This window comes from Microbulbifer mixtoriginis (SeqCode) (assembly GCF_052468275.1).
This window is the reverse complement of record NZ_CP174341.1, coordinates 1,066,465-1,092,524: the sequence shown is the minus strand read 5'-3', so window position 1 is coordinate 1,092,524 and position 26,060 is coordinate 1,066,465. Positions and strand designations below refer to the sequence as shown.

Genomic DNA, 26,060 nt, shown 5'->3' with positions numbered 1-26,060 from the left:
TGACACAACAAGCCCAGAAAGCATCAAAGCCGCAATAAAAATGAATTTAACCGGCCAATCTTCCCTTGAGAGTAAGGCATTGGCCAGAAAAGCGTTTTATCCAGGACTTATTGCGTATACCTGGAGCCTCATGCCGTTACCGACAGAGGCTCCAGGACAAACCAAGTGGAGAGACAAGCCAACTCTCTCCAGTTCCCAGCGAGCTTTACTTCGTTACACTGGCAGAGGCTTCGGTGCCTCTATTAGGTGCGGCAAAGCGCTCAACCCACTCGCGCACCTGTCCGTACCAGTGCAACGAATTATTCGGTTTTAGTACCCAATGGTTTTCATCGGGATAGTAAATCAGGCGCGATTCAACACCGCGCTCTTGCAAAGTACGAAACAACTCGAAGGATTGGCCAACCGGCACTCTCAGGTCGTTTTGACCGTGAATGACCAAGCTCGGTGTCTTGAATTGAGCCGCATAAGTATGCGGTGAAATTGGGGGGTAAATCTCCGGGCTCTGCCAATATTCGCCAAAGCGAATCCCGTGTACCGAAAAATCTGCTGCCAGCATGGAGTAGAGGTTATACACCGGAGCATGAATTACCAGGGCATTAAATGGATGTTCGCGACCCAACAGAATACTCGCCAAATAGCCACCGTAACTGCCTCCCGCTGCCACTAATTGATCCTTGTCTATCCAACTCTGCGATTTAAACCAATCGGCTGCAGCGATAGTGTCGGTATACGGCCGACTGAGCCAGTCTGGATTGATGGAATCTGCAAATGCCTGACCAAACCCGGAGGAGCCATGGAAATTAAACCAGGCGGTAACATAGCCCCAAGAGGCAAAGGTTTGCGCATTCCAGCGAAAATGAAAGGTATCGGTGACGGCATTGTGTGGACCACCGTGGAGTAACAGCATTAATGGATACTTCTGATTACGATCAAAGCCCGGTGGATAATGCACCCACATCTGTATATCGGCGCCTTCCGCTCCGGTAAATGTCACCGACTCGTAAGTTCCCAGATCGATATTGGCAAATAAATCATCATTAAAGCTATCCAGCCGCTCCACTCCCCCATTTCTTGCATCAATACTGACCACCCTTGGCGGATAGAGAAAGCTTTGGTTAATACCTACCAGAGTGCCATCACTGGCAACAGACAAATTACTAAAGTCGGTCGAATCGGTGATTACTCTTGGGTCGCCATTGCCGACGGGCAGATAGTAAATTCGCCGAGTGCCCTGGTCGTCGACTGCGGCATAGAGACCACCCCCACTGGGTGCCCAAACCATACCATCCGTGGATCTATCCCATTCCTCATGTAAAACAGTGTTCTGCCTAGAGCGCAACCTGTGTACCACCAGGCGGCGCGTATCACCATAAAAACCCGATATAAGCTGGCGATTAAAGGCTAACAAACGGCCATCCGGTGAAAACTTTGGATTGAAGTCTGGCGCCTCATTGGCCAAGGTCAAATTTCTGGCTTTAGGGGAACCAGGCGCCAGCAGGAACACATCGAAGTCTGGGCGAGTACCACTTTTCTTGGAATCGGCCACAATAGCGAAGTGTGACTCGTCGGGCGATACGTCATAACTTTCTGCCCCCTGGATCCAGTTGGGAAGCTTTAAACCCGTCCTCAAAGTCAGATTTTCTACCGCACCGCCTTTGGCTGGGATTCTGAATACATGTGCCTGCCGCTGCTCATCTATCCAGCTATCCCAAAAAGAAAAAGGCAATGCATTCCAGACATAGGCAGACACCTTTTTCTCTTTTTCTTCCTTAACTCGGTCAGCCATTTCTTCCGGCGCTTTATCCGGCCAAATACGCGAGATAAAATAAAGGTGGTCCCCCACCCACTTTATCGATGAGACACCAGTCGGTACCTCACTCAAACGCACCGCCTCTCCGGGAGCAGCCATAGGCAATATCAAAATTTGCTTGATATCGTCATCACTTCGTTTGCCAATAAAAGCCAAATGTTTACCATCTGGGGAAAATACCGGCTCCGAAACACTGAGCCCAACAGCCGTTAATGGCCTCTGGATATCACCATCAGTAGAGAGCAACCACAAGCGGGTTTCCCCCTTATCCTGTTCAAGATCAAAAGTTGTCACAGGGGCTACTACCTGTTCACCAGAGGGAGAAATCACTGGAGTTCCCACGCGCTTTATTTTCCAAAGCACTTCGGCTGACAAGCGCTGAGCCTCTTCAGCTCCAGCAGCCATTGTTAGTAAAAGCGAGGATATCAGTACGAAAATACATCTCATAAGAGTTCCTTCCTGGATTTATTGATATTTTCGGAGGTATATGGGGAACGCTTAGGGCAAGGCGGCGAGAGAGAAAATACCGACTCTTAATCTCAACATTAACAGTCCATGCCTAATGCTGAGTAACAATGCAGAGAGATATTTTATGCCTTTTATGTCAAACGCACCCTGGGGAAGATAGAGTACGCAATTATCCACTGGCCCACTATTCCGACCAGCTCTCAGGCCACTCAGCTCGTCTCAATCAATAAGGAAATAAAGGCTGAATCAGACCAATTCATTGGAACAAAGATTGGGTACTTTTTGTTAATTTTTCCATCCTGAGCCTGAATTCAGATAAACATTAACGATCCCAATAAGACATTTCGATAACCATAAGAGATCGCACTACGCGATAATGGCTTATCATCTCGCTATATTTAAACTATCTACGCGGTGGCAAATCTTCGCGGACCTCCTAATGCGCTGTACACAAGAGCAATTATTAAGCCACTGAGTAACCCACCGATATGAGCGGCGTTAGCTACCCCAACGCCAGTTAATAGAGTCACAACACCCAGAGCGCACAATAGCAGCCACACCAGGGCTACAGTGAGAATTCCTGCAGGTATATCCCGCCACAGAGGCTGAAAACGCTGTAAAACCAAGGCGAAACCGACCAAGGCATAAACGACGCCAGACATACCGCCAAAAAGAATCCCAGGCTGCCAAAAATACTGGGCCAGATTGGAGGCGGCGGCGCCGAGCAGCACCAATACAACAAATAAAATACTGCCACCACGGGCCTCTATTGGCCTGCCCAGAATCCAGATCCCCAGGGCATTAAACAGTGCATGGGGCAGGGAGAAGTGCACAACTGCTGGTGTGAATATTCTCCACCACTGCCCCCGCTCTAAATGCCAGGCCAGTGAGGATTGTGAAAAAGAGTCCGCAGTATTTGGATCGGGGTAAATTAATAAGCCACTGGATAAATTATTAACCTGTAAAAACCAGCCGAAAAAACACAGCGCAATTAATAAAAGACTGAGTGGAGTCCTGTCCAACGGAAAACTTGGCAGGACAGAGACCGCATCACTGTGTTTTTTACCGGGATTATCTCCTGTATTTCCAAGCTGGCTGTCAGTTGCAGCCGCAGAGGTTTGCACCCCTTCACTGCCAGACTCTCGCTCCTCTGCCCTCTGCATTTGTACCTGATCGAGATCCAGCTCACCAGAATCCCAACGCTGCAGTAGAGGCTTAAGCATTTCTGCCAAACCAGCATCCGGGCAGAGTAGTAACTGCTGATTTTTTTCCTCGGTGATACGCAAAGGTAACTGGTGGCGCTGGATAAACCGCGCCAGCGCACCAAGATCCTTGGAGAGGGGGAAACTGTAAACAAAAATCCACTGACTCAATTCGGGAAACCCTTAATTCCGGCTTGTGCTACGGAGGTAAATTATCAGCTGGCAGGCAGGCTGCTCTAACGGTTTTATTGATATACCCATCGGCCAGCTTTGGTCTGGCCGATGGGTAATTTAAGACAGGTCCGATTTAAACCGCCATAGCCCGCAAGATAATACGCTTCTTTAGCATGGGACTGGCGTCCACCATACTCAAGCCGGTATTACGCAGCCAGCGCCAGTGCAAATCTCCAGCACCAAACAGGGATTTAAAGGCGCTCATGGCCTTTAATGTCGAGGCATTATCTCCACGGCGGCGGCGTTCATAGCGCGCCAATACCGAGGTATGTGCCGGCTCCAGGCCGCGTGACAAAGCGCGATCTATTTCATCGGTGAGTACGCGTACGTCCTGGAAGCCCAGGTTAACCCCCTGCCCCGCAAGTGGGTGAATACTGTGAGCGGCATCCCCAACCAGCACCGCACCGGGTCCGTGGTAGCGCTCTGCATGGCGCGCGCGCAGGGGGAAAGAGAAACGCTCACTGACGGATTCCACTTTACCGAGGCGGCTCTCAATGGCCTTTTCAAGATTGAGGGCAAACGCCTGATCATCCAGCATCAGTAATTCACGCGCGAGAGAATCATCCGCCGACCAAACCACGGCACAGTGGTTGTCGTCTCCGAGGCCGGCCATCGGCAAGAAGGCCAAGGGGCCGCTTTGCATGAAGCGTTGCCAGGCGGTGTGTCGGTGGGACTTCTCACAGCGGGCTACACAGACCAGAGCGGTCTGGTGGTAATCGGTTTCCTGGCAGCGGATGCGCAATAAATCACGTACCTTGGAACGAGCCCCATCAGCGCCGATCAGCAGGCGTGTTTGCACTATCTCAGCCTGCTCGCGCAAACCTTCGACCCCATCATCAGACTGCTCGCCCCGCGGCTGTAAATGCCAGAGTCCACAGTCGCGCCACCAGCTCTCCAAGCGGAAGCTGTTAACCAGCTCAACATTGGGCAGGGCCTCTAGCCGCGCGCATAAAGCGGCGACGATAATATTGTTCTCGACGATATGCCCCAGATTGGGCAATTGCACATCGCGGCTGTTAAAGCGCACCGAGCCAGTGCCATCAGCATCCCAAACGCGCATCTCCACGTAGGGGCAGGCCCGTTGCGCGGAGATATCCTCCCAGGCTCCAACCTCTTCGAGCAACTCACGTGACGCCTGGGTAAGCGCCACAACCCGCGGCTCGTAGCTATCGGATTGCTGCACAGTGGTCTCTGGAGAAGCCTCCAACAGCGCCAAGCGCATATTTGGGTGGCGCACAGCGAGCAGTGCTGCCTGAGCCATACCCACCATTCCCGCGCCGACAATGGCAAAGTCCAAACGGTGTCTATTCATATCTAGCCAATTCCACTGTTGTGCCAAATTTAACGCCCATCGCGGTGCAACGCTTGAAACCCCGCCATTTTGGCTTGGGGTTAAAGCCCAAATCCTGCCGCCTGCCCGGCAAACTGCTGCCGCAGTGGCGGTACCAGTGTAAGGCCAAGCATCCCCAGTTGGCGTACTACTTGTTGGAAAGGGTTAGCCGAGGAAAACAATGCCGGGATTCGGTCACTGAAACCTACGGTTAACTGCTGGTCGAGCCTTCGGTTTTCCCCATAGGCCGCCAGCCACTCCAGCTGCCCCACTGCGCCACTGTGCACTTGCGACCGCACCAGTGACTGGGCCAGGGCATAACAATCGCGCAGGGTCAGGTTAAATCCCTGACCCGCCACAGGGTGCAAAAAGTGGGCACAATTACCCAACAAAACCAGATTGCGACGCCACTGCTCACGAGCCAGAGAAAGACTGAGGGGATACCCTTGTAGGGCCCCAGCTCTGATAAACCGACCGGCTCGCCACCCAAATTGCTGTTGCAAGCGTTGCAAGCGCTGCTGCTCTGGCAACGCACAAACTACATCGGCCTCCTCTTCGGCACAGGCCCAAACCACAGCGGCGCGGTGTACTCCCTCACGACGAGGTAGAGGCAATAACGCCATGGGGCCGGATGCAGTGAAGCGCTCATAGGCAACGCCATTGTGGTCCCGTTGTAGAGCAACAGTAGTGACCAACGCCCTCTGTTGGTACTTTACTGTGTCAATTTCCATGCCCAGCTGCTTGCACAGCGGTGAATCGACACCGTCAGCAACAACCAACAGGTCACATTTCAATACCTGTTCCGAACCGCCATCCACGGCTGTCCAGCGCAAGTTAGCGCCCTCATTATTCATGCGCACCGAAGTTACCCGAGCTGGGGAGATAAGCCTGACCGCAGTGTCATTTAGAGCATTGTGCAGGATGGGCCCCAGCGCCGCATTTTCGATGACGGCTCCCAGCATTCCAGCAAAACTGGCCTGCTTCTGTGCGCCTGCAGAGAGGGCCGCGCCAAAGGCATGGCCGCGATCACTCACCTGGATACATTTGATTGGAGCACTGTACTCCCGCAGTGCCGGCCAAAGACCCAGCTGCTCAAACAGCTGCAGACTGCCGGCAGCAATCGCTGTGGCGCGGGTATCAAAGCTGGGCAATTGCACACTAGCTGAGGCATTGGGCAGAGACCTCTGCTCCAATAACTGGACGCTGAGGTGAGGACAGAAATGTGCCAGCATCAGTGCCAGACTGGCACCGGCCATACCACCACCAACAATGGCCACATCTACCCGCTCTAGCGGCTCACTCATGGAAACCTCTCCTTACCCAGTGGTCTGAATAGCTCTGCCCACTGAATAATAAAATCTCAAATTAAATTAGCGGGTCAGTAAATCCCGCCCATGGCGCATGGTGTACTCAATGTCTGCCACGGCTTTTGGAGCACCCTCAGACAAAACCCTCACACCTTCGGCAGTGAGCGCGACATCGTCTTCAATACGAATCCCCATACCGCGAAATTCCAGAGGTATGCGATCATCGTTTGCCGGAATATAAATACCGGGCTCTATAGTCATCACCATGCCCGCTTCCAACTGCCGCCAAACGCCCTGTACCCGATAGTCGCCCACATCGTGGACATCCATACCCAACCAGTGCCCAACACGGTGCATATAAAAACGCTGATAGGCACCCGAATCGATCAGTTCACGAAAGTCTCCTTGCAACAGCCCCAAGTCCAGCAAGCCGCGTGTGATTACCTCAACACTGGCACCATGAGGCTGATCCCAGTGGTTGCCGACACAAACCTGCTCCATTGCTGCCGCCTGCGCCGCCAGGACAATTTCATACACTGCTTTTTGCGCATCACTAAAACGGCCATTGACCGGATAGGTTCGGGTAATATCGGCGACGTACCCCCGGTATTCACAACCCGCATCGACCAATACCAAGTCACCATCGCGCATCCGTGCCTTATTGCTGCAATAGTGCATAATCAGGGCATTGCGACCGCTGCCGACTATTGTCGGGTAGGCAGTTTCCCGGGCACCAGCATCCATAAAGCTATGTAAGAGAGCCGCCTCCAACTGGTATTCGTAAAGTCCCGGCTGGCAGCGCACCATGGCGCAGTGATGTGCAGCAGCGCTAATTTCCCCTGCACGGGCCATCAAATCCAATTCCCGTTCGCTCTTGAGCAGACGCAGCTCGCGCAACTGATAATCCAGGTCAAGCATTTCCGGCGCTCCCTTGCTGGAGGGCGCCTCCTGTATCGCCAGTAGATAAGCGCGCAGCCGTCGATCCAAATGGGCATAGCGCCCCATAGGGAAGTAAATACGCTCTCGCCCTTCCATTAATCCGGGCAGAATATCGTCGAGGTCGCCGATGGGAAAAGCATCCGAAAGACCAAATTGAGCTACTGCGCGTTCTGGTCCCAGACGTGGCCCATCCCAAAGTTCCTTTTCTTTATCGCGCTCGCGACAAAACAGCAGGGTGTCTCCCTGATTGCGGCCAGGTAGAAGCACCAGTAATGATTCCGGCTCATCGAATCCGGTTAAGTAGAGAAAGTCGCTGTCCTGTCGAAAAGGAAAGTAGGTATCGCGGGAGCGCAGCTGTTCCCCAGCCGATGAGATGATCGCCAGGCTATCCGGGGCTAACCCCGCCATAAGCCGGGCGCGTCGCAGGGCATATTCCGCCCCGCTAATCAGCGGATCTTTTGCGCTTTCGCTGCCGCTCATCAGTGGACGGTGGGGCCGCTGCCGGAGTGGCTGCCGCGCACTTCGGTAAATATGTTGAGCACCGCAACCCGCACATACTCCTGCAACTCAATTAATTGCTGTTCAGCTTCTTCACTCTCTTCAACGTGATCGGCATCCACTTGGGAGATAGCTCCAATATCTTTGAGCGCCTCTTCACTGGTGGGCTGCATCTTTACTTCTGCTCCACCTATGCCAAACCCGTGTAAAAAACCCTCACACCAGTGCCCCAGGGCCAGAGTGCGGCTGACAATATCTTCATCGTCGCAGAGGAGCAGCTGAAAAGAGAAATCCGATCCACCCAGCTGCTTGCGGCTTTCCTCCGCCAATTGCAATAAGTCCCGATCCAGATCTGCGGGTACCGCCTCAAGGTCGAGCAACTCCGCCAGTTCTTTTTGCCAGCGTTTTTTATCCGGTTCGGCGCCAGCAGCCAACACGCCACAGGTAAAGCCGTGTAACTCACTCGGGTCCACCTGACCACCCGCGGAGAGAATGGCATTGGCGAGCTGCTCAAATCGGTTGTTTTCTGAAGTCATGATTACCGCACAGTTTTTCTTAATCGGGATGGATTCGATGCGCTGCGGTGGCAGCAGCAGGCATGAGAATCGGGGTTCTAAGGACAATTTTGTGATTGTCCACGCAGGTGGAGCGATTGACCCACCATTTCGCCGGCAATATAGTAGCGGAATCCCTCGCAGTCTGTCGTGTTGCGAACTCAGACGTAGACCTCAAACGCAGGAAATATGGATAAGCTGCAAGCGTTAGAAAGCACCGTGGATTCACTGATCGCCCGCTGCCAACAGCTGGCAAATGACAATCGTGAACTGCGCCGGCAGGAAGCCGACTGGCTGCGCGAACGCCAGCGCTTAATTAAAAATAATGAGGCCGCCCGTTCGCGGGTTGAAGCCATGATTAATCGTCTCAAAGGGCTTACGCAAGAATCCTGATGGCAGACTCTGCATTAACTTCTGAAACCGTCACCGTTTCCATTCTCGGCAAAGAGTACCGCGTTGCCTGTGCCGACGGCGAGCGTGCGGGACTACAGGCTTCCGCTCAATTACTTAATGAGCGCATGTCTCGAATCCGAACCACCGGCACCGTTATTGGCGTAGAGCGTATTGCCGTGATGGCCGCGCTCAATATTGCCCACGAACTTATCCAAGCGAAAGCGGAATTAAGCAGTATTCCCCTACAGAAAGAAATCCTGGAACGGCTTCAAAATAAGATGCAAAACGCCCTGGGGGATACCGACCCAGAAAGCGAGGCCCAGTCATAACTTTGCCAGCAGTGCCACAAAACATCCCAATTTGCGGTTAACAGCCCCCCTTTCAACAAGTTATAATTAGTACATACCCTGGGGTGTTGGCCAGCAGACTATGTCCTTGAGCCGATAATCTTACCCTGGTGGTTTCCAGCGGGTGCTGGTGTGCAGGTCCGCCATGTAGCGGAAAGCCTTATGTACCCCGGAGACTGCCACCTTGAACCTTACGGTTCAAGGCTCCGTCTACAGCCGCACACTCGGGGTTTCCATTTCTTTTTCTATTACTCCCCCAATTCATGAGCGAAAATAAAACGCAGCTGCGACGGCGTATGCGCGCGGGGCGGAGGCAGCTTAGTGCCTACCAACAGCGTCTGCATGGCCGCTCTGCCATCACTTTGCTGAACCGAATTCCGCAGATGAAGCGCGCCCTCCATATTGGTATTTACTGGCCAATGGATGGTGAGTTAGATGTTCGCCCTCTATTACAACGCTTTCCGAAGAAGCGCTTCTACCTGCCAATACTACCGGTGGAACCACACCCACACCTGGGCTTCAAGCAGTGGAATGGCAGCCCGCTACCTTTTCGAAACCGTTTCGATATTCCTGAGCCAGTGCGAAGCCCCAGCCGGGCCGCAGGCATATTAGACCTAGTGCTGGTACCACTGGTGGCTTTCGATCCCAATGGCGCCCGTCTGGGGATGGGCGCGGGTTTTTATGATCGTACCTTTGAACACAAACAATTGCTGCCCGGTAGTGGACCACTGCTAATTGGCGCCGCCCACCAATTGCAATGTGTGGATCAGCTGCCAACGGATAACTGGGATATTCCTCTCGATATGGTGGTGACAGAGAAGCGTATCTATCGTTGCCGGTAATTCGTGAGCAACAACTCTCTGACAAACATCACATAATGCCAAAGTTTTTGAGCACTCAACGGCCTATAAAAAACTAGCTAGGCGCAAAAGCACAACAAAAAAGGCCGGACACCATAGGTATCCGGCCTTTTTTGTTGTGCTTGGGCAGAGCGCCCCCCCGGCATCAGCCTAACGGGTAACCACTCCCTCTTGCAGAGCAGCTGGCGGTTCTTTTTCCGAGGCAAATACCTCGGTCAAACCACTAGTACTCAGCAGAACGCCCGCGACAAAGACAACCACGGCGATTGTCAGCGCATCGGCTTTCATTGGGACCATCCTGTACGATCAATTTTTTTGTTATATGCGTTTCACCCCGCTTATGACCTAAGCCATAGCAAAAGTTCCACGACAAAAGAAGATACTGAACAATCGTCGGAATAGTAACCGTTTATTGAATAATTTCTGCGTTTTTTGTCGCATTTTTGCTCAAGGGGGTTCGACAAAACTTAAACCCTGGTCTACTCAAAAAGAAAGTGAAGAGATACCTTTCTCGCCATGCCCCCAAATTGGGATCAGCTACCCAGAAAGAAGCTGTAAGCGGGATTTTCAGTTTCATCCCAAAAGGGAAACTGCAGTTGCTCCAACAGATCCAATAACTCCTCGCGCTCAGAGGGCTCAACCTGCATACCCGCCAGAACCCGGCCGTAAGCGGCACCGTGATTGCGGTAGTGAAACAGAGTGATATTCCAACGGCCCGCTAATTGCTCGAGAAATTTCCGCAGCGCACCGGGGCGCTCCGGAAACTCAAAACGGTAGACCACCTCGTGACACAAGCCCGGAACTCTCCCACCAACTAAATGGCGGATATGTAGTTTGGCCATTTCATTATCGGTGAGATCTGTCACGCTATAACCTTTGCGCTCCAACTCTTCTACCAACTGGCTGCGGTCGCTGCCGGCAGAAACCTGCAAGCCGACAAAAATATGCGCCTCACCATCGCCTGCATAACGGTAATTAAACTCGGTGATAGCACGGTCCCCAAGATCGCGACAAAAGCGCAGGTAGCTGCCCGGTCGCTCTTCAATACGCACGGCCAGCACCGCCTCGCGTTTCTCACCAATTTCTGTGCGCTCACTGATATAACGCAGCCGGTCAAAATTAATATTGGCGCCACTACACACCGTCGCCAGAGCCACATTGCGGCCACCACTCTGCTCTGCATATTTTTTTAAGCCGGCCAAGCCTACTGCCCCGGCCGGTTCGGCAATTGAGCGAGTGTCTTCAAAAATATCCTTGATCGCCGCGCAAATTTCATCGGTACTCACCGTGATCACGTCATCCACTGTTTCGCGTAACACACGGAAGGTCTCCTCGCCAATTTGTGCCACCGCAACGCCATCGGCAAACAACCCTACCTGCGGCAAGCGGACACGCTCACCACTCTTCAGGGCCGCTTTAAGACAAGCCGCCTCCTCTGGCTCCACGGCATAGACACGGGTCTCCGGCCTCACATATTTAATGTAAGCCGCCATGCCCGCAGCAAGCCCGCCGCCGCCTACCGGGATAAAAACCGCCTCGAGATTACCCGAATGCTGGCGCAATAACTCCATGGCTACGGTGCCCTGTCCGGCGATTACATCCGGATCGTCATAAGGATGTACAAATACCAAGTCGCGTTCATTCACCAGCTGGCGGGCTCGGCTGGCCGCCTCATCAAAAGTATCCCCGTACAGCACCACCTCAGCACCGCGCATACGAACGGCACTGACCTTAATTTGCGGGGTGGTCTTTGGCATCACAATAGTCGCGCGCACCCCCAATTGTGCGGCACCCATTGCCAACCCCTGGGCATGATTACCCGCAGAGGCGGCAATTACTCCACGCGCACGTTGCTCCGGGGGCAGTTGCAGTAACTTGTTATAGGCGCCGCGAATCTTGAAGGAAAAAACCGGCTGCAGGTCTTCCCGCTTGAGCAAAATTCGGTTGCCCAGACGGTGGGACAACTGGCGCATTGGCTCCAAAGGCGTCTCAATGGCGACATCGTAAATGCGCGCGTCTAAAATGCGCTTGATATAGGACTTGGGCATGGCGTGTATCAACTGCCGTTGCGGTTAATTTCTGTGCGCGACTCAGGCAAGCGTAGTAGCAGGAGTGGGCGGTCATGGAGCCGCCGCAAGCGCAACACCGGCAGGCCAGTCTAAGCCTTGATCAGCATAATTACCATTTTTTTAGATTTATTGCGCTTTTTTTTATCGAAAGAAATAGATAAAGCAGAAATAATTGCACAGGAAACTATCCAGCGTATGACCCAGGATGAACTGAAGCAGGCTACTGCTCGCGCCGCCATCGACTATATCTCCCCGCGCCTGGAGGCCGATTCCATCGTCGGCGTCGGCACCGGCTCCACAGCCAATTTCTTTATCGACTACCTGGCAGAGATCAAAGGCCAATTTGACGGCACCGTCGCCAGCTCTGAAGCCTCCGCACAGAGACTCAAGGCCCACGGTATCCCGGTCTATGAACTGAATAGCGTAGATGGCATGCAGTTTTATGTGGATGGTGCCGATGAGACTAACCCCGCCCTGGAGCTGATCAAAGGCGGCGGTGCGGCCCTGACCCGCGAGAAAATTGTCGCCGCCTGCGCTGAGGAATTTGTTTGTATTGCCGATGACAGTAAGTGGGTAGAGACTTTGGGCGATTTTCCCCTGCCGGTGGAAGTCATTCCCATGGCCCGTTCGCTGGTAGCCCGCGAGCTGGTAAAGCTGGGAGGAGACCCTGTCTATCGCCAGGGTGTGATTACCGATAATGGCAATGCCATCTTGGATGTGTATAACTTGAAGATCGAGCAACCCAAGGACCTGGAAGACGCAATCAACAATATCACCGGCGTTGTCACTAACGGAATCTTTGCCAAGCGCCCAGCGGATGTACTACTGCTCGGCACCAGCTCTGGAGTGAAAACCATCACCGCTGGATAATCTAGAGACATTATGGAAAACAAGAATAAGAAACTGCTGGCGGCACTGTTGGGTGCCGTGACACTGAGCGCGGGCTGTGCCACAAGCCCGCCGAGCAACCTCGATAATATCTGCTCTATTTTTCGTGAGAAGAAGAGCTGGTACCGGGAAGCCAAGGCTGCCGAGGAGAAATGGGGATCACCTGTGGCCGTTATGATGGCCATTCTGCACCAAGAGTCGCGCTTTGTGCATGATGCGCGCCCCCCGCGCACCAAGATCCTCGGCTTTATTCCCGGTCCTCGGCCCTCAGATGCCTATGGCTACGCCCAGGCACTCGGCAACACCTGGCGCGGATATCAACGTTCCAGCTTTAACTATGGCGCCGATCGAGATGATTTTGGCGACGCCATCGATTTTGTTGGCTGGTATAACAATACCAGTGCGCGCCGCTGCCAAATCCGCACTCGCGACGCTTACCACCTCTACCTGGCTTACCACGAGGGGCACGGCGGCTTTAATCGGCGTAGTTTTAAAAATAAAGCCTGGCTCAAGAAGGTTTCCCACAAGGTTTCGGCAAAAGCGCAGCGCTACCAGCAACAACTCAACAGCTGTGAGCAGTCTCTGCCAAAACGCAGGAAGTTCCTCGGCCTGTTTTAGCCCTGAGCCACCGCCGATAAAAATTGCTGCGGTGGCGGGGAATGGCGCCACAGCCGCTCTGAAACTGACTACCCTGAAACTAATGTCTCAGAGTTGATTGCCAACGCTTTCAATTACCGATGGATTCCGCAGCAACACCCAGGCATTTGAGCAGTGTGACTGGGTATTGCTCTGTAGAAGCAAAAGCGCCCCCCAACTTTCAGGAGTGCCCAATGAAATTCCCTTTTAAATATCTCGCTCTTTTCGCCTTGTTGCTCACAGTGCCCTTTGCGACCGCCCAGACAGCAACTTCACAGGCCGAGGCCCCAAAAGTCTCCTTCAGTGAACCTCAGCTCAAGCAGTTTGCCGATGCCTATCGCTCAATCGTGATGTTGAGCCGGGAGTATGCCCCCAAGCTCAAGGCCGCTGCAGATATCAAAGAGGCTGAAGCCCTCAACAAGGAAGCGCAGGGCAAGATGGTCGCAGCTATTGAAAAGGCAGGGTTATCAAAGAGTAAATATCAGGAAATTGCCAGCAGTATTAAATCTAATCCTGCCCTACTGGAAAAGGTCAATAAAATACTGCAACAGGGACATAACCAAAAACCGCAGTAATTCCGACACAATATCTCACTGCACCGCCAATCTGCTCAATTAACAAATAATTGGATTTCGTCGCCGGCCACTGGTCGGCGTAACTTTTCAATTGTGCATACGTGTTTGTGCTAATTCCGGTCAGCCGGTTTTCAGAATAAATAAGATGCTTTATTGGTGAGTATCCGCGAAGAAAAGGCTATTCGATGCTGACTCCCAGCACCCGACAGATCACCGATAAGTTGCTTTTTACCCAATTGCGGTCGAATGAGCCCCAGTCGTGAAGCCGGTAATAGCCATCATTATGGCGCACCCCCTCCTGAATAAACTCCACCTGTGTGCCGTGGCCTGGTAACCCCTTGGCAATAATGTCCTGAACCGTGCGTCGCGGCCACCCGGTAGCCTCTTCCAGGGCTGGATTGTTGGGGCGGGGAATCTGTTCAATCAGATAGGCGATCAACATACGCCGACAAATAGTCGGATTCAGCTGGCTTTCGACGGATGCTGACGGCATCGGGCCACTCCCTCATTGGCATGTTTAGATTATTCTTATCTTATCTGACTTTTCAGTCTAATTTATAGCCACCCTACGAGACACTTTATCCAAAAGCTGATCATTGGGTTTGTTGGACCATTTATACTCCCTACGCCTGGAGAAAAACATAGCCAAATACTGGAGGACTTGCTCCTCACGCAAAGAGCGAAGAAAAGTGATATTGCTACGACCACTTACACTCTATCTGATAAGTGGTGGCGATAAATCAATGAACATACGTCTAACTTCGTGGAAAAAGCTGCAATAGCTACAGTTTTCATTAGCGCTCCTTTACCGTGCAGCTCGCCTGAGTTGCCCTTTTCTTACACCCGCTGGGGATAAACCTGACTTTCACGCTCGCTTTGCGCATAATCTCTGCTTGCACGTAAAAATTACACCCAGCAAACAAGATCACGTTGAGGGCTGAGACAGTGGAAAGCGAGACTCCCAAACTCCGCGATGCGGACCCAGGTATCCTCGCCGCAGTAGTTCGCGCCCAGCTGGTGGGCGCCCAGGCAGCGGGGCTGGATTGCCAACAGTTGCTGCGGGACAGCGGGATAGATCCCGCCCATCTTGAAGATTCCGACAGCCGCATCGGCCGTGAGCAGATGGCCAGTCTACTGCGCCTTGAGTGGGATTTATTGAATGATGAGTCAGGCGGGTTTTTAGCCCGCCCCTGGCTACCGGGTACTTTTGCCATGATGGGCCACGCCTGCATCAGCTGCCCCAACCTGCGGCGAGCTCTATTGCGCTCAGCACGCTTTATCAGCATGGTCAGCGACGACCTGCATATCAAGCTGGTAGAGGATGGCGAAGAGGCCAGGCTGATCATTCATCACAGCAACGAAAAACAGTTGCCTAATCAGATTTTCGTAGAGTCCATTGCCGTTATCTGGCTGCGCTTTTTCAGTTGGCTGATCGATCGCACCATTTTGCTCGAACGGGTGTTATTGGCCTTCCCACCACCGGATTACAATGAGGACTACTGCGATATGTTCCCGTGCCGGCATTACTTCAACCAGGCTGAAACCTGCCTGGTTTTTAATACCCGCTATTTACAAATGCCGCTGGTGCGGGATGAGCAGCAACTGGCAGACTTTTTATCCAGAGCACCGGAGTGCCTGCTCACCCAATATAAATCTGACCACAGCTTTACCGGTCGTATACGCCGTATGCTGCAACAACAGAACAGTATTGAGAATCTCTCCCTCGACGATGTGGCTGCACGCCTGTTCACCTCCCCACAAACGCTGCGCCGGCGCCTAAAAGACGAGGGCAACAGCTGGCAAGACATCAAAGACTCTGTACGCCGTGATATGGCCGTGTACCAGCTAAAACAGCAGGAAACCGCAGTGGCAGAAATCGCCGAACGACTCGGCTTTTCTGAACCCAGTGCTTTCAATCGCGCATTTAAAAAATGGACTGGCCTCGCCCCCGGCGCCTACCGCGAGAAATTTCGCAGCTGATTGCCAGTATTAAATTTCCAACATTAATGGGCGTTTTTTATCGCTTCACAAAATAAATAGCCCCACAGAAATGTAGGGCTATTTGCTTGCCAAGATTGTGAAAATATCTATTCGGTATTAACCACTCGTACACTAATACGCTCATTGTTCATCGGCTGCGGTGTTGTTTGCCCTGTCTCACTTTCCTGCACAGGTTTAGCGGATCCCATACCGGTGGCCGTCATACGATTAGCCGCAATCCCCTTTTGCAGCAACAGCTCCCGCACAACATCCGCTCTCTCTTGCGAAATTTCCTGCTCTTTAATTTCATTGCCCTCCCCTTGTACATGCCCTTCAATAGCAACCGTAAGCTGTGGGTTTTCCTGCATAATTTGTGCAAGTGCATCAATATCTGCGGACTGGGGATCAAGAATTTTTGCCGTGCCTTTTTCAAACTTCACTCGCAGAATAAATTCCTGGTTCGGGTCCCGATCAAAGCTCTTCAAGTAATCCCGCAAGTTACTAGAGAATTTATCCGGACCCAACTGAGCCTGGGCGCTATTTTCATTGGGAGGAGTATCGCCAGCAGGCTGTGAAGGCGCCTCCATAAAGGCTTGCTCCTGTGGAGTCTCAAAAGGTTGGCCTGCCGCTTCCTCCTGCCTACCCTTGTCCATGCACATATTTAAGGCATAGAGGGCAATTAGTACCACTAATAACGGAAAAAACCAGCTGCTAAAACTTACGGGCTTTTTCTTTTCCACATGGCCATGCAGGGCTTGTTCCCGAGGTTCCTGAGGCTTGGCATGGCCATGGGTAACCAGGGCGGCCCCCAGATTATCAAACCCTTTTACATCAAGAGCATCCAGGAGTGCATCAGGGACCTTGTTGCGTAAAAACTCTCTCTGACCAATTAAAAATGAAGCCAAGTCAGAGACGTCCATTTTGTTGGCTTTTACCTGAGCGCCTAGCAGGGCCATCACCAGTGGCAGCACCAACTTTAATAGGTGGCCACCTTCATTACCCGGCAGTTCTGTAGTGGCTACTTTGCTCACTTCTTCGACCCGGGTACCAAATACTTTTTGCAGCATGGCATCACCGACTGGCAGTGAGGCTTCCAACTTTGCCTTATCTGCAAACTGCTGCAAAACACTGGGGAGATCCGCAACTTCAGTGTCCGTAACCATATTGAACAAGTAAGCCATACCAGTTTTACTACTGGCTTTATTCAGCATGCCTGCAAGAACAAATGCAATTCCAGTATCCAGTGCTGACTGACCTTTCTCTGCCGGAAGGTTTAGTGCAGATGCCAGGGTACCGATACCCGAGGTGCCCAGTTGGCTCGCCGCCAGTTCCAGTAGATTCTCTGCCATAGTCAATCCTCACTGCCAGACAACCGCAAGCTAAAGCCACTCTTTAAATGGTGTTGATGGTGAATCAACCCAGATAAAGGCTTTTTCCTGTGAGCCAAAACCCACAACTAAATTTTTCGGTGGGGCTATTGCGGCTTAAATACAATCTAATCGGCTGCTATTCGCTGGCCGAAAATAAAAAATAAAGCGCCTTATTTGAGTGTACGGCACACCACTCATCGAGTTAGTTTGATTTGGAATAAGTAAAGTAAAAAAATTCGCTGCATTAATTACCTGAGCTGACAACCACGTCACCCCCCCTGGCGTCTTTCATCATTGCGCCGAAACCCCACACAACTATGGTTGTACCCACAATCAAAAATAAAGAGGCCATAACCGTGCCCAGTGAAGCCTATATCTACGATGCGATCCGCACCCCGCGTGGCAAAGGAAAACCCAGCGGCGCGCTGCACGAAGTCAAACCCATCACCCTGCTCTCCAACCTGCTGCGCGAATTGCAACAGCGCAGCCAACTGGATACGACCAGGGTCGATGATGTGGTAATGGGGTGCGTAACACCTGTCGGTGAGCAGGGCGCTGACATCGCCAAGGTCGCCACACTCGGTGCCGGTTGGGACTGGGATATTGGCGGCGTCACCTTAAACCGTTTTTGTGCCTCCGGTGCCGAAGCTGTTAATTTAGCCGCCGCCAAGGTCCGCTCTGGCTGGGAACAGCTTGTAGTGGCCGGTGGCGTTGAGTCTATGTCGCGGGTGCCCATGGGCAGTGACGGCGGTGCCTGGGCTATGGACCCACAAACCGCCATAGAAACAGGCTTCGCGCCCCAGGGCATCGGAGCCGACCTAATTGCCACGCTGGGGGGCTTTTCCAGGGAAGATGTGGATAACTTTGCTCTGCAATCCCAGCGCAAGGCTGCAAGTGCCTGGCAACGTGGTGCCTTCAACAAATCCGTAATCCCCGTGCGGGACCAGAACGGCCTGTTACTTCTCGATCGCGATCAGTTGGTGCGCCCAGAAACCTCCATGGAGGGGCTTGCCAATCTCTCCCCATCTTTTACCGCCATGGGCGACCTCTGCTTCGATAGCGTAGCGATTTCCCGCTACCCCCAGGTGGAAGCTATCGAACACGTACATACCGCAGGAAACTCCTCAGGCATTGTGGACGGCGCCGCCGCCATTCTTATCGGCAGTGAGCAGGCCGGAAAAGACCTGGGCCTGACACCCCGGGCACGTATCGTCTCCGCCGCAGTAGTCGGCACCGAGCCCACCATCATGCTGACTGGACCCGCTCCCTCCGCTCGCAAAGCCCTCAGGGCTGCGGGCCTAAGCGCCCATGACATAGACCTGTACGAAGTCAACGAAGCCTTCGCTGCAGTAGTACTGCGCTTCCAACATGAATTGGATATCGACCCGCAGAAGATCAATGTAAACGGTGGCGCTATCGCTATGGGTCATCCTCTCGGCGCCACTGGTGCCATGTTAATTGGCACCGTGCTTGATGAATTAGAGCAACGTCAGTTGCGCTATGGCTTGGTCACCCTATGTGTAGGTGGCGGTATGGGCGTGGCAACTATTATCGAAAGGGTCTAGGGGGAAAATATGAAATCTATACGCTTGGAAAGAGACAGCGATAACATTGTCCACCTGATTATGGACAACCCCAATGCCTCCGCCAATGTAATGGATCGAGATTTTACAGACTCACTACAGGCCGCGGTGGAGGAGATAAAACAGTGGGACTATGCGGGGATTATTGTTCGCTCCACTAAAAAAACATTTTTCGCCGGTGGAGATCTCAAGTCCCTCTATGCCGCAAAGACAAGTGAGGCTCAGGAGTTTTTTAACTCTTGTGAGGCCCTTAAGGCAAACTTGCGCTGGCTAGAAACTCAGGGCAAACCTGTTGTAGCGGCAATCAATGGTGCCGCTCTCGGCGGCGGCTGGGAAATTGCCCTCAGCTGCCATCATAGGATCGCCTTAGAAGAGAACTCAGTAAAAATAGGGCTACCGGAAGTCACCCTTGGGCTGCTGCCTGGTGGTGGAGGCTGTGTACGTATGCCCCGCTTGCTAGGTATTCAAAATGCACTGCCCTTCCTGCTGGAAGGTAAGCAGGTAAAAGCCAAGCAAGCATTGGCAAGTGGTTTAATCCATGAGACAGCCCAAAATACCGGAGAGCTGCTCAATAAGGCTCGGGACCATATCCTCAGCAACAGTGAACAACCGAGCCTACAGCCCTGGGATCAACCCGGTTACCGTATGCCCGGCGGTGACGCCAAAAATCCTAAAAATGCCCAGCTGCTGATGATTGCCCCCGCCATGCTGGAAAAGAAAACCCACGGCTGTATGCCCGCTCCTGAAGCGATACTGGCGACGGTTATCGAGGGCGCCCAAGTGGATTTCGACACTGCCACGCGTATCGAATCGCGTTACTTTGTCGACCTCACTTGCGGTCAAGTAGCAAAAAATATGATCGGCACCTTCTGGTTTGCTCTTAACGCGCTGAAGGCCGGCACCTCTCTCCCACCAGCCGCACGCGAATCGAAAACCACAGCCATCAAAAAGATCGGCATACTCGGGGCCGGTATGATGGGTGCCGGCATTGCCTATGCCTGTGCCAGCAAGGGCATTGAGGTGGTGCTGAAAGACATTTCCACCGAGGCAGCCTTAAAAGGTAAAAACTATGCAGAAAAGGCACTGCAAAAACGTCTGAAGCGCGGCCGAACAGACGAGGCACACGTACAGACTATCCTGTCTCATATTCACCCAACAGATAATGCCGCCGACTTGAGCGGTTGTGAGTTGATCATTGAAGCAGTGTTCGAGGACCGAGAGTTAAAAGCCGAAGTTACCCGCGAGGCAGAAGCCCAACTGGATAGCAGTGCTGTCTTCGCCTCCAACACCTCCACACTACCAATTACCGGCCTGGCTCAGGCCTCTGCTCGGCCAGATAACTTTATCGGCCTGCATTTTTTCTCCCCGGCAGACAAAATGCCGCTGGTGGAAATCATCTGTGGTAAGCAAACCAGTGAAGAGACTTTGGCCCAGGCTTTCGCCTTCGTTTTACAAATCGGCAAGACGCCGATTGTTGTTAACGATAGCCGAGGCTTCTTCACCTCTCGGGTCTTTGGCTGCTTTACCAATGAGGGAATTGGCATGCTTGGCGAAGGAATAAATCCCGCCACGATTGAAAATGCCGCATCCCTGGCCGGATTCCCAGTAGGGCCTCTAGCTGTGAGTGATGAGGTCTCTCTCACCTTAATGGGAAAGATTCGCCAACAGACAATTAATGACCTGCAGAAGGAGGGTAAAAGTGTCCCCACACATCCTGCAGAATCTGTAATTGATCATATGCTGGAACTTGGCCGCGCCGGCAAGTTGGCGGGTGGCGGTTTTTACAGCTATCCAGAAGGGGGTAAGAAACACCTTTGGCAAGGCCTGCAGCAGGAGTTTCCAGCGGCCAAACAACCCCCTGTTGAGGATATCAAGGAGCGCCTGTTATTTATCATGGCCATAGAGACACTGCGCTGCTACGAAGAAAAAGTGCTACGCAGCGTGCGAGAGGCCAATATCGGCTCAATTTTTGGTATTGGTTTTCCTCCCTGGACCGGCGGAGCCCTGCAATATATTAACCAATATGGCGTTGAAGCTTTTGTACAGCGCGCCCAAAAACTTGCCGAAACCTACGGGGACAGATTTTCTCCCCCGGAAACATTAATAGCACTCGCCGAGTCCAGAGAGGAGTTGAAGGATACCCATTAGTCACATAAAGACTACGAAGTCGCCGATGAGCGAGAAGATTCAGCAGAATTAACGGGGCTGCCACGGCCGGGCAGTCCCGCAATTGCACAAATGCGAAGAGTCTACAATTCCAGATAATAAAAACGAATGTTGGAGTTCAGAATGATACCGAGAACCGTTTACAACGAAGACCACGAGCATTTTCGCGATACCGTGCGAAAGTTCCTCGAAAACGAGGCCATCCCCTTTCACAGTCAGTGGGAGAAAGATGGGCAGGTCGATCGTGCTCTTTGGAATAAGGCCGGTGAAATGGGCTTTCTCTGCCCTCAAATCTCCGAATCCTACGGCGGCCTTGGACTGGACTACGGCTATAACTCTATTATCGATGAGGAAATCGCCCGTGCAGGTCTTTCTGGCATCGGCTGGGGGCTGCACTCCAATATTGCCGTGCCCTACATTATTAATTACGGCAGTGAAGAGCAAAAAAAGGAGTACTTACCTAAATGTATCAGCGGTGAAATTGTAACGGCCATCGCCATGACAGAGCCCGGCGCGGGTTCCGATCTGCAAGGAGTAAAAACAACCGCAATCAAGCGTGGCGATCACTATCTACTCAATGGTTCCAAGACATTTATAACCAATGGCCAGCACGCCGATCTGGTTATCGTTGTTGCAAAAACAGACCCCAGTGAAGGGGCTTCCGGAGTAAGCCTATTATTGGTTGATGCCAAATCGGAAGGATTCAAAAGAGGCAATAATCTGGAAAAAATTGGCATGAAGGCTCAGGATACCTCCGAGCTTTTCTTTGATGATGTCAGAGTACCCCAGGAGAATTTACTGGGAGCTGAAGGCCAAGGTTTTGTCTACCTAATGCAGGAATTACCACAGGAAAGACTCAGTGTAGCTATTTTTGCCATTGCCAATGCGGAAGCAGCATTAGGGTGGACTATTGACTATGTACGAGACCGCAAAGCCTTTGGAAAACCTATAGCCGCGTTTCAAAATACACAGTTCAAACTGGCGGAACTGGACAGTGAACTCTCTGCCCTCAGAGTCTTTGTGGATCGTTGCCTGGAACTCCATTACGAGAAAAAGCTTGATGTAGCCACTGCAGCAAAAGCCAAATTACTCGCTACCGACTTCCAATGTAAGATGCTGGATGAGTGCGTTCAGCTCCATGGTGGATTCGGCTATATGTGGGAGTATCCTATTGCCCGCTCCTGGGCTGACGCCAGGGTACAACGTATTTATGCAGGAACGAATGAAATCATGAAACTCATTATTTCCCGTGAAATTCTCCGTGACAACTAAGCGCAATAACCCGGCGGCCTACACTACCGCCGGGTTCAACCTGCCACTGTATTAATAAGAGAACAATTAATCGCCGATCCAATTTACGATTTCATCTACACCAATCTCTATTTGCCATCAACTAATAAATAAAACTCTTCCACAAAATTCGTTCATACTTGTCATATAAAAGATTAATTGCATGTTTAATTTCTGAAAATTTCTTTACGTAAACTTCCAAACAATAATATATAAAATAAGCAATGAATAAATCTATCACCTCCCTGCAAGGCCTACGTATACTCGATTTCACCACCCTGCTTCCAGGTCCATACGCCACTATGTTATTAGCGGACATGGGTGCGGAGGTTCTACGTATAGAATCGCCGAATCGTCCGGATATGCTTAGGGGGCTTCCTCCTATGATCGACAGTGAAGATCCCGTTTCCGCAGCTCATGCAACAATTAATCGCAACAAAAAATCTTTGGCTTTAGATTTAAAAAGCCATGAAGCAAAGAAAATTATTGAAAAACTACTTTCTGAATACGACATTGTCATTGAACAATTCCGCCCAGGAGTCATGGATAAGCTTGGTTTTGGCTATGAAGACCTCAGTGATATACGCACAGATATTATCTATTGTTCAATCACCGGATACGGACAAGATGGCCCTCTTAAAATGCGTGCTGGGCATGATATCAATTATCTTGCACTCTCAGGGCTCGCCAGCTATTCCGGTCGGCAGACCAGCGGACCCAGTCTGAGTGGTATGCAAGTTGCCGATATTGCCGGTGGATCCCACCATGCAGCCATGGCAATTCTTGCCGCCGTGTATCACCGCCAACAAACAAGCAGCGGCAGCTATATCGATATCAGTATGACCGACTGTGCCTATGCTTTGAATGCCATAAGCGGAGCCAGTGCTCTCGCAAATGGTGGAGATCCTAAGGTGGAAATGGAACTGCTTAACGGTGGAAGTTACTATGATTATTACCGTACAGCCGATGACCGCTATCTATCCGTTGGTAGCCTTGAACCTCAGTTTGCCGAAGCTTTCTTTCAAGGAATTGGGCATCCGGATTGGATGGTTCGGGTACTAGAGAGCGATCAGCAAGAGAGCTTGAAACAAGATATCTCCGAGGTTATACAACAACGTAAGCTGAGTGAATGGATTAATATTTTCTCTGATCTCGACGCCTGCGTTGAGCCTGTTCTCAACTTTAGTGAAGCAACAGAAAGTAAATTGTTCAAAGAGCGGCAAATGGTTGTAAACGCAAAGACCAAAAGTGACAGCCCTCTCCTACAGATCAACACGCCCTTCAAGTTTAATGGAAAGAAAAATATACAACACCAAGCAGGCTCCAAACTGGGTGCCGATAGCCGATCCCTACTGAGTTCACTAGGGTTTAACACTGAGGACATTGACCGACTAATTGCTCAAAAAATTATCGTTTAGACCAACTCAAAAAACTGCCAGAGGAATAACTTGATCCAGAATCGCCGCTGTGAAAGGTATTCACTGAAGAACCGCTAAGCCTACAATTCAAGTCGTATTTACATCCTTCGGAGATCTTGAGGTTTTGATCAATTGTAAATGGTAGCAGTCAACTTTAAGGACTCTTAGGGTTTATGCCCCCTATGCTATTTCTCACTTAAATAGCGTCAATCAATAGGCAAAATAAAGCAACTATAACAATCCTAAACAGTGAACACATACAGTACACTATAATCATAAAATAAATGACTTTGGCGTAAAAGCGTAACTTCAATCTGCGATGAACTACTAAACTTTAGAAGTTATGAGACCTGAAAAGCATACAAATAGCTTTACTCTTAACCAAATATAACCTTTTGACAAAAACTGTATTCCAAAAAGGCTTTCCTTTTGAAAACGCTACGATTAATACTCGGCGACCAGCTCAACCATAAGCACTCTTGGTATAAATCAAGCAGTTCAGATATTTTCTACCATATTGCCGAGATACGACAGGAGACAGATTACGCCATTCATCATATTCAAAAAGTGGTTGCCTTTTTTGAATCCATGCAAACGTTTGCCGAGTGGCTGAAATCACATGGTCATCAAGTCATTTACTATCAGATTGACTGCAAAGAAAATCGACAAAATCTTAAAGAAAATATTCGACAAATAGTTGCTCAGCTAGATATTCAGAGATTTGAATATCAACTACCTGATGAGTATCGCCTTGAAGAGCAACTAAATACAATAGTTCAAGAATTGCAGATAGAGTATAAGGCCTATGACACAGAACATTTTCTAACCACCAGAAACTACTTGAAGGATTTCTTTAAGGGAAAAAAAACTCTCTTAATGGAAAGCTTCTATCGCCATATGCGCAGGGAAAACAATATACTTGTCGATAAAAAGGGGGATCCTGAAGGAAACCAGTGGAATTTTGATAAAGGTAATAGAAAAAAATGGAGTGAAGACCCTCAAATTCCCCGACAATACCTATTTCGAAAGAATGTGGAAAAAACACTTAAACGTATCCAAGCCGCAAAAATAAAAACCATTGGTTCTATTAACGCCAAGCATTTTACCTGGCCAACAAGTAGAGAAGATAGCCTCAAAGTCCTTAACCATTTTTGTAAATATCTTTTACCACACTTCGGCGATTACCAGGATGCGATGGACCCCAACGAGGCCTACCTTTTTCATAGCCGCCTGAGTTTTTCTCTTAACTGCAAATTACTATCCCCCAGTGAAGTTATCAATCGCACTATTAATCATTGGAATTCCAACAAGAAGGAAATTCATATGAATCAAATAGAAGGGTTTGTCCGGCAAATTCTTGGCTGGCGGGAGTATATGCGCGGTATTTATTGGCAAGAGATGCCAAACTATACGAAGATCAACAAACTACAAAATCATAATTCGCTGCCCAATTTCTATTGGACAGCGCAAACGGATATGTACTGCCTTAAAAGCGCTATCAAAAACAGCCTTGAGCATGCCTATGCCCACCACATTCAGCGTTTAATGATAACTGGTAACTTTGCTCTTTTAACACAAACCGACCCAGACCAAGTAGATGCATGGTATTTAGGGATATATATCGATGCTATTCAGTGGGTAGAGTTACCGAACACTCGCGGTATGAGTCAATATGCCGATGGCGGACTGGTCGCAACAAAGCCTTATATAAGCAGTGGCTCATATATCAATAAAATGAGCAACTATTGTGATAACTGCCGATACAATGTAAAGAAGAGAGTTGGTGAAGATGCATGTCCCTTCAATAGTCTTTATTGGAATTTTCTCTTAGAAAAGCGCAAATATTTTAAGAAAAATCCAAGAATGTCTATGATGCTCAGCCTCTTAGATAAATTGAAAACGAAGGAAAAAAAAGATATCCAAGCTCAAGCCAATAGCTTCATAAATTCTTTAAGCTGCAATTAGAAAATCCTCTCTTCTGCTCCAGCCAAAAAGCTAAAATAAAATAACCTCGCAACCATCAACACTTCAGGCAGTACTTTCACTTATGAGATGGTTTTCAAAAACAACTAAACAATAAAGGCAGGGAAAGAAAGGAAAAAAATAATAGGAGGTAAAAAATTTAAATTAACCCAAGATACAA

22 protein-coding genes and 1 other RNA gene are annotated in these 26,060 nt (G+C 50.7%); 13 read left to right on the top strand and 10 right to left on the bottom strand.

The genetic code is table 11. The features are described from left to right. Positions 1-205: 205 nt before the first annotated feature. The 6 genes from ACJJIC_RS04910 to ACJJIC_RS04885 form a co-directional block, all read right to left on the bottom strand. Positions 206-2,257 (bottom strand): alpha/beta hydrolase family protein, encoded by a 2,052-nt coding sequence (locus ACJJIC_RS04910; RefSeq protein ID WP_445356544.1) that lies wholly within the window; start codon positions 2,255-2,257, stop codon positions 206-208. A 428-nt stretch (positions 2,258-2,685) separates the two neighbouring features. Then, positions 2,686-3,651 carry a rhomboid family intramembrane serine protease gene (locus tag ACJJIC_RS04905; RefSeq protein ID WP_445356543.1) on the bottom strand — a complete coding sequence of 322 codons (966 nt, stop codon included), beginning with the start codon at positions 3,649-3,651 and terminating at the stop codon, positions 2,686-2,688. A gap of 136 nt (positions 3,652-3,787) precedes the next feature. Next, a complete protein-coding gene (locus ACJJIC_RS04900) occupies positions 3,788-5,026 on the bottom strand; it encodes a UbiH/UbiF/VisC/COQ6 family ubiquinone biosynthesis hydroxylase (protein WP_445356542.1) in 1,239 nt (412 codons plus the stop codon). 80 nt (positions 5,027-5,106) lie between these two features. Beyond that, on the bottom strand, positions 5,107-6,348 hold the full coding sequence (locus tag ACJJIC_RS04895) for an FAD-dependent monooxygenase (protein WP_445356541.1): 1,242 nt from the start codon (positions 6,346-6,348) through the stop codon (positions 5,107-5,109). 66 nt (positions 6,349-6,414) lie between these two features. Next, entirely contained in the window at positions 6,415-7,770 is a 1,356-nt protein-coding gene (locus ACJJIC_RS04890; RefSeq protein WP_445356540.1) for an aminopeptidase P N-terminal domain-containing protein, read from the bottom strand. Continuing rightward, entirely contained in the window at positions 7,770-8,411 is a 642-nt protein-coding gene (locus ACJJIC_RS04885; protein WP_444882995.1) for a UPF0149 family protein, read from the bottom strand. The genes ACJJIC_RS04890 and ACJJIC_RS04885 overlap by 1 nt, the downstream gene beginning before the upstream one ends. A 120-nt stretch (positions 8,412-8,531) precedes the next feature. Here ACJJIC_RS04885 and ACJJIC_RS04880 point away from each other — a divergent pair, with 120 nt between their 5' ends. From ACJJIC_RS04880 to ACJJIC_RS04865, 4 genes are all read left to right on the top strand, one after another. Next, positions 8,532-8,735, top strand: coding sequence for a TIGR02449 family protein (locus ACJJIC_RS04880; protein ID WP_152455364.1), 204 nt, complete (start codon positions 8,532-8,534; stop codon positions 8,733-8,735). Further along, positions 8,735-9,064, top strand: a complete 330-nt coding sequence (locus ACJJIC_RS04875) for a cell division protein ZapA (RefSeq protein ID WP_252083593.1) — start codon at positions 8,735-8,737, stop codon at positions 9,062-9,064. Before ACJJIC_RS04880 ends, ACJJIC_RS04875 begins: the two co-directional genes overlap by 1 nt. A 72-nt stretch (positions 9,065-9,136) precedes the next feature. After that, positions 9,137-9,317, top strand: a non-coding RNA gene (ssrS, locus tag ACJJIC_RS04870) — 6S RNA. A 28-nt stretch (positions 9,318-9,345) separates the two neighbouring features. Continuing rightward, a complete protein-coding gene (locus ACJJIC_RS04865) occupies positions 9,346-9,924 on the top strand; it encodes a 5-formyltetrahydrofolate cyclo-ligase (protein ID WP_444882996.1) in 579 nt (192 codons plus the stop codon). Between the two features lie 168 nt (positions 9,925-10,092). Here the strand turns inward: ACJJIC_RS04865 and ACJJIC_RS04860 are convergent, their stop codons facing one another. Then, entirely contained in the window at positions 10,093-10,230 is a 138-nt protein-coding gene (locus ACJJIC_RS04860) for a hypothetical protein (protein ID WP_252083595.1), read from the bottom strand. 245 nt (positions 10,231-10,475) lie between these two features. Beyond that, positions 10,476-11,990 carry a threonine ammonia-lyase, biosynthetic gene (ilvA, locus tag ACJJIC_RS04855; protein ID WP_252083596.1) on the bottom strand — a complete coding sequence of 505 codons (1,515 nt, stop codon included), beginning with the start codon at positions 11,988-11,990 and terminating at the stop codon, positions 10,476-10,478. A gap of 216 nt (positions 11,991-12,206) precedes the next feature. Between ilvA and rpiA the strand changes: the two genes are divergently transcribed. From rpiA to ACJJIC_RS04840, 3 genes are all read left to right on the top strand, one after another. Continuing rightward, complete coding sequence (rpiA, locus tag ACJJIC_RS04850) at positions 12,207-12,881, top strand: ribose-5-phosphate isomerase RpiA (RefSeq protein WP_252083597.1); 675 nt, start codon at positions 12,207-12,209, stop codon at positions 12,879-12,881. 12 nt (positions 12,882-12,893) lie between these two features. Then, the gene (locus ACJJIC_RS04845) at positions 12,894-13,517 is read left to right on the top strand and encodes a transglycosylase SLT domain-containing protein (RefSeq protein ID WP_444899631.1); all 624 of its coding nucleotides are present in this window, start codon (positions 12,894-12,896) and stop codon (positions 13,515-13,517) included. A 212-nt stretch (positions 13,518-13,729) separates the two neighbouring features. Continuing rightward, positions 13,730-14,110, top strand: coding sequence for a DUF4168 domain-containing protein (locus tag ACJJIC_RS04840; protein WP_252083599.1), 381 nt, complete (start codon positions 13,730-13,732; stop codon positions 14,108-14,110). Between the two features lie 178 nt (positions 14,111-14,288). Here ACJJIC_RS04840 and ACJJIC_RS04835 read toward each other — a convergent pair whose 3' ends face one another. Continuing rightward, a complete protein-coding gene (locus ACJJIC_RS04835) occupies positions 14,289-14,603 on the bottom strand; it encodes a helix-turn-helix domain-containing protein (protein ID WP_444883000.1) in 315 nt (104 codons plus the stop codon). A gap of 452 nt (positions 14,604-15,055) precedes the next feature. On the opposite strand from ACJJIC_RS04835, the gene ACJJIC_RS04830 reads away from it, so the two are divergent. Then, positions 15,056-16,090 carry an AraC family transcriptional regulator gene (locus ACJJIC_RS04830; protein ID WP_444887405.1) on the top strand — a complete coding sequence of 345 codons (1,035 nt, stop codon included), beginning with the start codon at positions 15,056-15,058 and terminating at the stop codon, positions 16,088-16,090. A gap of 107 nt (positions 16,091-16,197) precedes the next feature. Here ACJJIC_RS04830 and ACJJIC_RS04825 read toward each other — a convergent pair whose 3' ends face one another. Continuing rightward, entirely contained in the window at positions 16,198-17,439 is a 1,242-nt protein-coding gene (locus ACJJIC_RS04825) for an OmpA family protein (protein WP_444883002.1), read from the bottom strand. 377 nt (positions 17,440-17,816) lie between these two features. Between ACJJIC_RS04825 and ACJJIC_RS04820 the strand changes: the two genes are divergently transcribed. From ACJJIC_RS04820 to ACJJIC_RS04800, 5 genes are all read left to right on the top strand, one after another. Next, entirely contained in the window at positions 17,817-19,025 is a 1,209-nt protein-coding gene (locus ACJJIC_RS04820) for an acetyl-CoA C-acetyltransferase (RefSeq protein ID WP_444889201.1), read from the top strand. A 9-nt stretch (positions 19,026-19,034) separates the two neighbouring features. Further along, positions 19,035-21,191: a 3-hydroxyacyl-CoA dehydrogenase NAD-binding domain-containing protein gene (locus tag ACJJIC_RS04815; protein WP_445356539.1), complete on the top strand. Its 2,157-nt coding sequence runs from the start codon at positions 19,035-19,037 to the stop codon at positions 21,189-21,191. Positions 21,192-21,332: 141 nt separating this feature from the next. Then, positions 21,333-22,481: an acyl-CoA dehydrogenase family protein gene (locus tag ACJJIC_RS04810; RefSeq protein ID WP_444883005.1), complete on the top strand. Its 1,149-nt coding sequence runs from the start codon at positions 21,333-21,335 to the stop codon at positions 22,479-22,481. A gap of 242 nt (positions 22,482-22,723) precedes the next feature. Then, positions 22,724-23,917, top strand: a complete 1,194-nt coding sequence (locus tag ACJJIC_RS04805) for a CaiB/BaiF CoA transferase family protein (protein ID WP_445356538.1) — start codon at positions 22,724-22,726, stop codon at positions 23,915-23,917. 429 nt (positions 23,918-24,346) lie between these two features. Continuing rightward, a complete protein-coding gene (locus ACJJIC_RS04800; RefSeq protein WP_444910689.1) occupies positions 24,347-25,882 on the top strand; it encodes a cryptochrome/photolyase family protein in 1,536 nt (511 codons plus the stop codon). The last annotated feature ends 178 nt before the right edge of the window (positions 25,883-26,060 follow it).